Annotated in this window: 8 protein-coding genes and 1 pseudogene; 7 read left to right on the top strand and 2 right to left on the bottom strand. The window is 44.4% G+C overall.

Annotated features, from left to right (window positions below):
- Window positions 1-11 precede the first annotated feature (11 nt).
- Window positions 12-3,113 (top strand): efflux RND transporter permease subunit, encoded by a 3,102-nt coding sequence (locus K1X84_12130; protein MBX7152384.1) that lies wholly within the window; start codon window positions 12-14, stop codon window positions 3,111-3,113.
- Window positions 3,114-3,168: 55 nt separating this feature from the next.
- On the opposite strand, the gene K1X84_12135 is transcribed toward K1X84_12130, so the two are convergent.
- Both K1X84_12135 and K1X84_12140 read right to left on the bottom strand, forming a co-directional pair.
- Complete coding sequence (locus K1X84_12135; GenBank protein ID MBX7152385.1) at window positions 3,169-3,378, bottom strand: DUF2892 domain-containing protein; 210 nt, start codon at window positions 3,376-3,378, stop codon at window positions 3,169-3,171.
- Between the two features lie 61 nt (window positions 3,379-3,439).
- Window positions 3,440-4,354, bottom strand: a complete 915-nt coding sequence (locus tag K1X84_12140; GenBank protein ID MBX7152386.1) for a universal stress protein — start codon at window positions 4,352-4,354, stop codon at window positions 3,440-3,442.
- A 393-nt stretch (window positions 4,355-4,747) separates the two neighbouring features.
- On the opposite strand from K1X84_12140, the gene K1X84_12145 reads away from it, so the two are divergent.
- The 6 genes and pseudogenes from K1X84_12145 to K1X84_12170 all read left to right on the top strand — a co-directional run.
- Window positions 4,748-5,128: an AraC family transcriptional regulator gene (locus K1X84_12145; GenBank protein ID MBX7152387.1), complete on the top strand. Its 381-nt coding sequence runs from the start codon at window positions 4,748-4,750 to the stop codon at window positions 5,126-5,128.
- A 142-nt stretch (window positions 5,129-5,270) separates the two neighbouring features.
- Window positions 5,271-6,131 (top strand): hypothetical protein, encoded by an 861-nt coding sequence (locus tag K1X84_12150; GenBank protein MBX7152388.1) that lies wholly within the window; start codon window positions 5,271-5,273, stop codon window positions 6,129-6,131.
- A gap of 9 nt (window positions 6,132-6,140) precedes the next feature.
- Window positions 6,141-7,457: a hypothetical protein gene (locus K1X84_12155; GenBank protein ID MBX7152389.1), complete on the top strand. Its 1,317-nt coding sequence runs from the start codon at window positions 6,141-6,143 to the stop codon at window positions 7,455-7,457.
- 1 nt (window position 7,458) lies between these two features.
- The gene (locus tag K1X84_12160) at window positions 7,459-8,154 is read left to right on the top strand and encodes a hypothetical protein (protein MBX7152390.1); all 696 of its coding nucleotides are present in this window, start codon (window positions 7,459-7,461) and stop codon (window positions 8,152-8,154) included.
- Between the two features lie 55 nt (window positions 8,155-8,209).
- Window positions 8,210-8,573, top strand: a pseudogene (locus K1X84_12165) (four helix bundle protein).
- Window positions 8,574-8,604: 31 nt separating this feature from the next.
- Window positions 8,605-9,002 (top strand): OmpH family outer membrane protein (locus tag K1X84_12170; GenBank protein ID MBX7152391.1); only part of this gene is annotated, 398 nt, incomplete at its 3' end.

Below are 9,002 nucleotides of genomic sequence, written 5' to 3' on the forward strand. Positions count from 1 at the left end.
AAGGACCTTCTATGAGTTTATCAGCAACATGTATCCGTCGGCCGGTTTTGGCGATGGTCATCAATATCGTTGTCATACTTTTTGGCGTTATCGGTTTTACCTATCTTGGAATCAGGGAATATCCCGCCGTCGATCCTCCGATTGTCACGGTCAGTACGAATTATACCGGCGCCAATGCCGACGTGATTGAATCTCAAATTACCGAACCTCTTGAAGAATCCATCAACGGTATTGCCGGTATCCGTTCACTTACGTCGACCAGCCGTGAAGCGCGGAGTACCATTACCGTCGAATTCGATCTGGAAATCGATCTCGAGGCTGCCGCTAACGACGTACGGGATCGCGTTTCTCGAGCGATGCGTAATTTACCGGTCGATGCCGATCCTCCGGTTGTCACGAAGGCCGATGCAAATGCTTCGCCTGTCGTTGCCATCAATCTGCAAAGCGATACCCGCAGTTTAATTGATATTTCCGCTTTTGCCAATAATGTTTTCAAAGAGCGTCTGCAAACTATTCCTGGAGTTAGCGAAATCCGTATCTGGGGCGAAAAAAAATATGCGATGCGGATCTGGATTGACCCGGCCAAAATGGCCGCTTATCAATTAACTCCGCTCGACATTCGTAATGCACTCAATCGTGAAAATGTCGAGCTTCCCAGCGGGCGAATCGAAGGCGATGCGACGGAACTTACCGTACGAACCATCGCACGCTTGACCACACCGGCTGAATTTGACGATCTGATTATCAAGGAAGAAAACGGCAATATCGTACGTCTTAAAGACATAGGACAAGCCGTATTAGGTCCGGAAAATGAGCGGACGATTTTAAAACGTGATGGGATTCCGGCCATTGGTATCGTTGCCGTGTCGCAACCGGGCGCAAATAATATTGCCATCGCAGATGAGTTTTACAAGAGAGTGGAGCAAATCAAAGCCGAACTTCCGAAAGATTTGCGAGTAGAGTATGCTTTCGATATTACCAAATACATTCGGAAATCGATCGGAGAAGTGGAGGAAACAATTTTTATAGCTTTTGGTTTAGTGGTGTTGATTATTTTTCTTTTTCTCCGCGATTGGCGGACAACCTTGATCCCGGTTTTGGCAATTCCAATCTCGCTAATCGGTTCTTTTTTTATTATGTATATTTTTGATTTTTCAATCAACGTGTTGACGTTGTTGGGAATCGTGTTAGCGATCGGGCTGGTGGTTGATGATGCGATTGTCGTACTGGAAAATATTTATGCGAAAGTTGAGCAAGGAATGTCGCCTTTGCAGGCGGGATTTAAAGGTTCGGCTGAAATCTATTTCGCCGTCATTTCGACGACCGTAGCGCTTGCCGCGGTTTTTCTGCCCGTGATTTTTTTGCAAGGTTTGACCGGACGACTTTTTCGTGAGTTCGGAATTGTCGTGGCGGGTTCGGTGATCATTTCGGCATTCGTTTCACTGACTTTGACCCCGATGATGAGTACGCGTATCATAAAAACTCACATGCAGCATAATTGGTTTTACAATATTACGGAGCCGTTTTTTGTCGCATTGAGTAATGGCTATCGTAAAACATTGTATACCTTTATGCGTCGGCGTTGGTTGGGATTTGTGGCTATGGGTTTTTCGGCCGTTTTAATTTTTGTTTTGGGTGCTTCGATTCCTTCTGAATTGGCTCCGCTTGAAGATCGCAGTTGGCTTCAAATCTCTACTACTGCGCCGGAAGGTGCAACGTTTGAATATATGGATACCTATCTGAGCCGCATGGTAGATATGATCAAAGAAACTCTTCCGGAAGCTCAAGCTGTCATGAGTGTGACGTCGCCATCATTTTCAGCGTCCGGTTCGGTAAATTCCGGTTTCGTGCGATTGTTTTTGGTTGATCCGAACGATCGGTCGCGAAGCCAACAAGAAATTGCCGACGATCTGATGCGAAAAATAAAATTATTCACCGAAGCCCGAACGATTGTGATCCAGGAACAATCCATTCGTGCCGGCGGCGGCGGACTACCGGTACAATTCGTTTTGCAAGCGCCGAATTTCGGAAAACTGAGCGACGTTCTGCCTAAATTTTTTGAAGCAGCGCGCCAACGGCCTGAATTTCAGGTTGTAGACGTTAATTTGAAATTCAATAAACCGGAAATCAGAATCGATATCGACCGTGATCGCGCCAAAGCTCTGGGCGTGTCGGCCAGCGATATTGCCCAGACACTCCAGTTGGCATATAGCGGGCAGCGTTTCGGTTATTTCATCATGGATGGGAAACAATATCAAATTATTGGGCAAGTAGCGCGAGCCAAACGTGATGAACCGCTTGATTTGAAGTCGTTGTACGTCAAAAATCAGGATGGGAAATTAATTCAGTTGGATAACTTGGTAACGCTGACCGAACAAGTAAGTCCTCCGCAATTGTATCGATTCAATCGGTATATTTCGGCGACGGTTTCGGCCGGACTGAATAAAGGTTATACAATGGGCGAGGGCATCAAAGCGATGCGTGAAATTGCCGATAACATTCTCGATGATACGTTTAGCACCGCATTGGACGGCCCGTCGAAAGATTTTTCAGAAAGTTCATCCAGTTTATTATTTGCATTTTTGCTGGCATTGATTCTGATTTATCTTGTTTTGTCAGCGCAATTTGAAAGTTTCAGAGGACCGTTTATCATTCTGTTTACCGTACCGCTTGCGATGGCCGGAGCATTGTTGTCTTTATGGGTTTTTGGCCAGACGTTGAATATTTTTTCGCAAATCGGGCAGATTGTGTTGATCGGTTTAGTGACGAAGAACGGAATTTTGATCGTGGAATTTGCGAATCAACGTCTTGCGACAGGACTATCGGTGCACGAGGCTGTCATCGATGCGGCAACGGCACGGTTGAGGCCGATTTTGATGACCAGTTTGTCAACTATTCTTGGAATTTTGCCAATTGCGTTAGCGCTCGGTGCAGGCTCCGAAAGCCGAGTACCTATGGGCATTGCCGTTGTGGGCGGACTTATTTTTTCAGGTCTTTTAACCTTGTATGTGATTCCGGCGATCTACACTTATTTCACAAAAGAAGGTCACTCCGTTTCCAATGTTGCTGATGTACCTGAAGAAATGAAGGAAGCGGAATACCAAAACGCTTAATTAATCCGGAATAAATCTTCACCGCAAATGTACGATTCGTATATTTGCGGTTTTTTTATTCTGTTTTTTTCCCCAACGTAGACATTTTAAATGGTATGTAAAGCGGACACGATCCGATGAAACTTGTCAAAAGAAATATAACAGCAAAAGCACCCAGAATAATAGCGGCAATCCCCGTAATCTGATTGGTGAAATACAAAATTCCCACTACAATCGCGATAATTGTACGAATCGTACGATCGGCCGCTCCCATGTTCTTAATCATATCATCTCCTTGAAGTTTGATTGAGAAAAACGGTTAATAAGAAATTCATTGAATAGTAAGATCAAATAGTTTTGGATGCTTTGACCGTCAGTACCGGACATTCCGCCGATCGTACGACTTTCTCCGCTACACTGCCCATAAGAAGATGTTGAATACCCGACAACCCGTGTGTTGCCATAAAAATCAGATCGGCTTTATGCTTGCGGGCAAATTCCACGATTTCATGCGAGGCACGGCCGTCCAAGACATGAAATTCGGCTTTCACTTCCGGTCCCTTTGTTTCTCCATAAAATTTTTGTAATTCATCTTTGGATTTGCCTTCGATGCGTTTGACGCTGTCAAAAACCACATTTTCCACACTGTGATAAAAAGCGGGATAATTGGGAAAATCAAAAACGTATAAAATCTGTAACGTTGCGCCGTAGATGTCGGCCATTTCTTTTGCACGTGACAAAGCATTACGAGAATGTTCTGAAAAATCGACCGGTACGACGATCACGTCCATTTTGACTTTGTCCGCGGCATGACCGTTATGCCGAACGGTCATGACCGGGCATGGTGCCATTCTTACTACTTCTTCCGCGACACTGCCCATTAAGAGATGGCGTAGCCCACGCCGTCCGTGAGTTCCCATCACAATCAAATCGATTCCGTTTTTTGCGGCGTAATCCAGAATGACCGGGGCCGGCGAAACGCCTCTTTCCTGCGCGCGAACGATCGATACTTCGTGAACCGACGAATCTTGAATCATGTGCAGCATCCGTTCGGAAGCTTTCTTTTCGAGTTCTTTCTCGATTTCATCCAACGCCGGAAAGTGCAGTTCGGGGTTGTACGGGTCCTCGCCATGCAAAACGATGGCATGAAGAATATGCAGGGTTGCTTTGTATTGTCGGGCTAAAAATAATGCGTGATGCAAAGCACGATGCGAGTGGTCGGAGAAATCGGTCGGGTACAGAATTTTGGTAATAGTCATCATAAGTCCTCCTTGCGCTGGCACGCTTATTTAACAACGATTCATAGGGTAATCTTATTCCTGAAAAATTATGCGGTCTGAGGAACCTTACTTCAAACATACGTCCGGCAATCATGCGGAACAAGGATGAAAATCAGTAAGCCATATGACTCCAATCATGCGATAAATTTCTTGTAAGTTTTTGCTATCTTCCATATACTTCTTTCATGAGGGCGTAGCGATCTATTCCGTTACTTTCTACCTAACAACTTTTTATTTAAAAAGCGAGAAAAGATTCCATAACAGGAAAAGTTTATGGAAAAACTCCCTTTTTTGAATCTTATCATTGAGGGCTGGAAATTAATTTCCTCGCCGTTTATTTAAAAATTTGTCTTATATACAAGTCGAATGAGGGTCATGAAAAAACAAGCAACGTGCGTGCGATTGGCACAGATTGATCAGATCATAAAAGATCGATATGAAGATCCGTATTTTAATGTTGACGAACTGGTTGAAAAATCAGGTCTGTCAAAGCCTTACGTGTATGAAGTTTTGTTTATTCATCGCCGGGCAACGCCGCAAAGGCTGATTGAAGAGATGCGTTTAAAACGTGCAGCGGCATTATTGGACATGGGCCGGACTGATTTGCAGATTGTAAGTAATGAATGTGGATATTCACGTTACGGCACCTTTCGAAGAGCTTTTAAAAAAGTTTTAGGTATCAATCCTAGTCAATACATTTCCCGCCAATTGGGTGAAGCCGATAAAAATCAAGAGCCTGGCTTGCCGCAACCCTAAAAAACGACCAGAATATCCGACCAGAGGTTTTGACCAGACATAATGCCTATTGAAATCCGCTGCTCGGCATTGTTAAGTTGAAGCGTTTTCTTACTCTATTCGTTATTGAATTTTCGATCCAATTTTCAATCAGGAGAATCCAATGAGACGGTCAACATTAATTTCGCTAACCGTTTTTATGCTGTTAGTTTCGTGCTCAGGTTCACGTTCCTTAATGAATCCGAAAGACGGTAGCTATGATTATTATCAACTCAAAGATGCATTGAGTGGATATTTGAAGAAACCTGCGGTATTGCATGTTGGCGACGTTCAAATTCAGTGTGTTGTTTCCGATTTGCAAAGTGATCGGCTGATCATCGAACAGGCAGGCCGAGTGCAGGAAATTCCTGTTCGTGCTATTAGCCGCATTGAGTTGGGTGAATTAGGACGATCATTGATGTATACAGGGATGACATCAGCGATCGGTGCTTTGGCCGGCTGGATCGCCGGAAAGGGACTCAGCAGTGAGGTATTGTCCAAAGAATGGAAAAAATTCAAGCAGAATGACAAACAAATTGCCGCAGCGGCGGCGGGCGCTTCGATAGGTTTTTTAGCTGGCGCCTTTTTCGGAAACCGGAAAGGACGGAATACGCTCGTAATCAATCCGCAGGTGGAGTCGCTTACCTTAGATCGAAGCGTCGGCAATGTGATTCCGGGCCGGGCCATTCAGGACTTTGGCGTATTTGATGATCTGCCTGTTCAGACTACTGAAACGATTGCGTCGATAAAAATCGCGCAGTATGGACCGACAGACTATTTGATTTTATATGACAGCTTTGAACGACCGGAATTGCCTAAATATGCTTATGACGGTCGAGCCATGACGATCAAAATTCCACCGGCGCAAATGAAACTGCACTGGATGCCGGTTAATCGCGATTATCTGGTCAAACAACAAGACAAAATCCATAAAAATCTTAAAAAACAGGACGAGCAGTTAAAAAATAAATTGTTTGAGCAATAGGAGTTCGCCATGAAAAAAATTCTTATCACATTTTTAATTGTTATCGCCACAGACGCTTATAGCCAGACACAATATTGGTTAAGTGGCGACGGATTTAATGTTTATAATTCGAATCCCGGCAATATTTTATTGGGTCTTCGTTCGCCTCAAGGGGCCAAATTAAGCATCGACCCGGGTTCGGAAGTATACGGGTTAAGCCTGACCTCCGATCAGGGGCAATACGGCAATTATGTGCAAATGGGTATGCTAGGACGGAACATGGATCTGCTGCAAGGCCGATTACTTTTTAATTTACAAACGTCCAGTACGACTCTTAACTATGCCGGATTTGATTTCCGCGTCAAAGACAAAAGCGTGTTTTTTGTTAACGCCGAGGGCAATGTCGGGATCGGGACTGTTACTAAAAATCCTCCCATCGCACGATTACAAATCGATGGCGGGCCGGCATGGAGTTCGGATGGATACAAACGGTCGTTATTGCTCGGTAATCAGGATGCCATCGCCTTTTACGGCGGAGGGTACAAGTTTGCATTGGGCGTTAACGGGTCGTCGCTGAATTTCTTTTCAACTCTTCAGGAAACTAACGCTCAGCTACAACCGATCTTAAGCATGCAACCGAACACCGTTACCATCGAAGGCGATCTGATTGTCAAAGGTAATGTTTATTCCAACGGTGGTGTTCAGCAGAAACAGCAGGCCGGTTATAATTCACAAGCGGCCATGCCGGTTTTTCAAAATGTGTGGACCGAAGCCGCATCCGGCATATCGTACGCCTTGGGCAATGTCGGCATTGGAACCGTTACTCCCGCATACAAGCTACATGTTATGGGCGAAATTTATACATCCAACGGTATTCGTTTCGCCGACGGAAGCGTACAGACAACGGCTGCTTCAGCCTCATCAGCTACGAGCGCTCCGCTTTCGCTTTGGATGACCAACGGCAGTAATATCTCATTCAGCCAGGGCAATGTCGGTATCGGCACGTCAAACCCCGGCCAATATAAGCTTGCGGTGGAAGGCATTGTCGGGGCCAGAAAAGTTGTCGTGACACAGCAGCAATGGGCGGACTATGTATTTGCCGACGGGTACGAGCTGAAATCGCTGGAATTTGTAGAAAAAGCAATTAAACGTCAAAAACATCTTCCCGGAGTACCGTCATCCAAAGATGTTGCCGAACAAGGGCTCGATATCGGTAATATGCAAAGCAAATTGCTCGAAAAAATTGAAGAACTGACGTTGTACGTCATTGATTTGAACAAAGTGAATCAAAAGCAATCGGCTGAAATTGAAAAACTAAAGCAAGAAATCAAAAAGCTGAATAAATAGCATGTCGAAGTTAGTAAAAATATTATTCATCGTTACAATCATTCTGCCGCTTCATGGCTTTGCAGAGAACGAATTACTGACAGTAACTGAAATTGATTTGCGCGGCGTGTTGAAACGGCTTAAAGAAGTCAATGAGATCGGCCGTTACGAACAAGATATTGTAGTCGATGCGGTCCAATCGCGCGGTTTTGCGGCTATCACATGGGACGGCGATAAAGGAACTATTTATGTTAATCCGTCGGCCATGTCGCGTGAATCGTTGAATAACTGGGCATTTGTGCTGGCGCATGAAATTGCACATCAGATTTTAAATCACACCGGACGCGGTGGATCGGAAGAAGAATTTGCCGCCGACGTTTATGGTGGACAACTCGCCGTCAAAGCCGGATACGATCCCAAGCCGTACATCTTCAGCATGTTCGCCCGGCCCAACAGTTGCAGCCGCAGTCACGGGTGTTGGCACACACGCGCCGAAAATCTTGAAAACGGTCTGGGCGTGAAAGTGGATCGCATGCAGGCTGCGTCTTCGGGGTATATGGCTTACGAAGATTGCGATTGCAAGTCGGAAGAAGAACATAAAAAACATCTGGCAGCCAAGGGGCCGTTTGTTCCGGTTGTAACGGTTTTCAGTAACGATCCTTTGAAATCGTATGAGATGGTGTATTCGACCGGCTGTATTATTCGAAGCGGACAGTGAAATTCATAATTCTCAATTCTGAATTATGAATCAAAAAAACAATTCGAATGGACTAATGAAACAAAATATTATTCAGGAAAAATCATACAAGTTCGTGCTAAGAATCATCCGTCTCTATATACATTTATCGAAAGAGAAAAAAGAATTTGTTCTTTCAAAACAGATCTTAAGAAGCGGAACGGGAATCGGCGCTATCGTGCAAGAAGGAAATTCGTGGTGAATCAAGGGCTGACTTCATTCACAAGCTTTCAATGGCTAATAAAGAAGCCAATGAAACATCTTATTGGATCAGATTGCTAATGGATTCCGATTTTATAGAACAGAAATCCGGCCGTTCGTTACTCAATGACTGCGAAGAAATTATCAAAATTTTAACAAGCATCATATTAACAACCAAAAACGGGAGGAGGAATTCATAATTCAGAATTCTGAATTATGAATTAAAAAGTTATGAAACCGATGAAACCCTTCGCACAAGCTAAACAGTTTTCTTCGAATCAAATTATTTTCGGTTCGATTTTATTGTTAACACTGTATTCCGCCGTGGCCGTGACGGTCAGTTTATTTCGTGGAAGCGATGCTAAAATCGCGTACGTCAATTCAGCCATTTTGCTGCAAAAATATAAAGGCGCGATCGACGCGAATAAACGGTTTGAAGAAGAATCCAAAACATGGGAAACCAATATCCGGACGCTTCAATCCGAACTGGACTCGCTCAATTTTCTTTTTACGAAAGAAAGCGAACATTGGAGTTTGAATAAGAAAAAAGAAGTAGCGACCTATGCGCGTAAGAAAGAACAGGATCTCAATCGCTATTCGCAGGCCATTCAGCAAAAAGCATCGGCGCG

This window comes from bacterium (assembly GCA_019695335.1).
GTDB lineage: Bacteria > CLD3 > CLD3 > SB21 > SB21 > JABWBZ01.

Bases quoted from the DNA above. Each gene is read 5' to 3' on its own strand.
- K1X84_12160 (MBX7152390.1), top strand. From the start codon at position 7,459: ATGTCGAAGTTAGTAAAAATATTATTCATCGTTACAATCATTCTGCCG.
- K1X84_12150 (MBX7152388.1), top strand. From the start codon at position 5,271: ATGAGACGGTCAACATTAATTTCGCTAACCGTTTTTATGCTGTTAGTT.
- K1X84_12135 (MBX7152385.1), bottom strand. From the start codon at position 3,378: ATGATTAAGAACATGGGAGCGGCCGATCGTACGATTCGTACAATTATC.
- K1X84_12130 (MBX7152384.1), top strand. From the start codon at position 12: ATGAGTTTATCAGCAACATGTATCCGTCGGCCGGTTTTGGCGATGGTC.
- K1X84_12145 (MBX7152387.1), top strand. From the start codon at position 4,748: ATGAAAAAACAAGCAACGTGCGTGCGATTGGCACAGATTGATCAGATC.
- K1X84_12140 (MBX7152386.1), bottom strand. From the start codon at position 4,354: ATGATGACTATTACCAAAATTCTGTACCCGACCGATTTCTCCGACCAC.
- K1X84_12155 (MBX7152389.1), top strand. From the start codon at position 6,141: ATGAAAAAAATTCTTATCACATTTTTAATTGTTATCGCCACAGACGCT.